Origin of the sequence: Celeribacter halophilus (assembly GCF_018860305.1) — a bacterium.
Taxonomy (GTDB): domain Bacteria; phylum Pseudomonadota; class Alphaproteobacteria; order Rhodobacterales; family Rhodobacteraceae; genus Celeribacter; species Celeribacter halophilus_A.
On sequence record NZ_JAHKPE010000016.1, the window covers coordinates 1 to 2,192 of the forward strand.

Sequence of the window (2,192 nt, forward strand, 5' to 3'; positions counted from 1 at the left end):
GAATTGCCTCGATACCAAACAAGTCAGTACACGCTTGGTAACTCTGAATTACTGCTTATGTCGGATGTTAGCGGAACCTCATTTGATGCCCGTTATTTTGGGCCTGTTAATCGTTCTCAAGTGAAAGCGGTTATTCGTCCAGTATTCACTTGGTAAGGAAAAGGTATGAGATTATTTATCGCAGAAAAACCCTCAGTAGCAAAAGCCATTGCCGCAGAGCTAGGAGTAACAGGTAAGGGTGACGGTTTTATTGAATGTGGCAAGGATAGAGTTACCTGGTGTTTTGGTCACATGCTGGAGCAAGCTGGGCCGGATGAATATACACCGGACGATGTACCTACGAATGACAAAGGCCGAAAATTATGGCGTGTTGAAGAACTCCCAATTATTCCTCAACAATGGATTTTAAGACCCAAAGACGACGCCAAAAAACAGGTGAAAACTATCGGCAAGTTGATCAAGTCTGCCACTCAAATTGTGAATGCTGGGGACCCTGACCGTGAAGGGCAATTGCTTGTTGATGAATTGCTAGTGCATTTCAATAGTACACAGCCAGTTCTTCGCTATTGGGCTAACGCTATTGACTCCGTATCTGTTAAACGTGCGTTAACCAACATGAAAGATAACCGCGAATTTCACGGCTTCGCCCATGCTGCGGAAGGGCGAGGTAAAGCTGATTGGTTGATAGGTATGAATCTATCCAGGGCGTACACTTTGAGAGCACAAAGAGGCGGCTCAAGAGCTTTATTGACAGTAGGCCGCGTACAAACACCTTCCCTTGCTCTAGTAGTGAATAGGGACCGTGAAATCGAATCTTTCAAGTCTATACCGTTCCATACTATTCGAGCTGAAATTAAACATGAGTCCGGCAGTTTTTGGGCGGGTTGGAAAGCGAAAGAAGATCAGGAAGGGCTAGACGAGGAAGGCCGTCTAATCGACACACAGATTGCTGATAAGCTAGTTGAGTCCCTGAGCGGTAAACCTGGAACAATCACAGATTATATCCAACAAGCCAAGAAGCAAAATCACCCGCTTACTTTTAGCTTGTCTGATATGACCGCCTTGGCATCAAGAAAATTTGGGTTCAGTGCTCAAGATGTACTAGATACGTGTCAATCATTGTACGAAACACACAAGTTAACTACTTACCCAAGAACTGACTGTGCGTATTTGCCAGAATCTCAGTTTGAAGATGCGCCCGCGGTTCTAGCAGCAGTGAAAGCGGTAAACCCTCATTTATCTTCCATCATAGACCGAGCAGATACGGGAATAAAATCCCGCACTTGGAATGATGCGAAAGTCTCGGCACACCACGGCATCATTCCCACGATGCACAAAGGAAATTTGAACAAACTTAATGACAAAGAAAGAGCTATCTATGACCTGGTTGTAAGAGCCTACCTTGCGCAGTTTTATCCAGTGCATGAGTTCCTAAGTACAACCATCACTGTTGACGTTCAAGGGGAAACGTTTGGGGCTAAAGGGAAGGTTGTCACGTTTGGTGGTTGGCATGATGTGTATTTGGACGAGTCCGAAGAAGACGAAGGCGATCAAGATGGTGATGAACAATCATTACCAAGAATGACAAAAGGCGATGCTATTGATTGTGGACAATCAGTCAGACGAGACGCCAAGACGAAGCCGCCAGCAAGGTTTACAGAAGGTACGTTAATCACTGCGATGGTAAATATCCATCGGTTTGTGACGGACCCTCAACATAAAAAAATGCTACGTGAAGGGGATGGTATTGGCACAGAAGCAACACGAGCTTCGATCATTGCTGAACTGAAACGCCGTAATTACCTGGTAACGCAGGGTAAGCGAATTGTGAGTACCACTTTAGGTCGAAGCATGATTGATGCGTTGCCAGAAGTGGTAAAAAGTCCGGTTCTAACAGCTCTTTATGAGCGTATGTTGCAAAGTGTTGAATCCGGAAAAACAGAACTGAGTGCCTTTATTACCAAACAAGAGGCGTTTATCAAAGACCAGGTTGCAAAGGCCAATAATGGAGCTGTAGCAATCGCTGGAGGTAAAGAAGCGGCTGTAATCTCGGATGTATTCAAATGTATGTCATGTGGAGCAGGATTATCGCGCCGTCCTTCACCAAGGAAGAAAGGGCAGTATTGGTGGTCCTGTTCAAACTTCCCTACTTGTAAGCAATCTTATCCAGATATGGAAGGGTGCCCGAATTA

At 45.2% G+C, this 2,192-nt stretch carries 1 protein-coding gene; it reads left to right on the forward strand.

Annotated elements, in window-relative coordinates; translation table 11 throughout:
- Nucleotides 1–165: 165 nt before the first annotated feature.
- On the forward strand, nt 166–2,192 hold a 2,027-nt coding region (locus KO492_RS03985; RefSeq protein WP_216043780.1), incomplete at its 3' end, for a DNA topoisomerase III.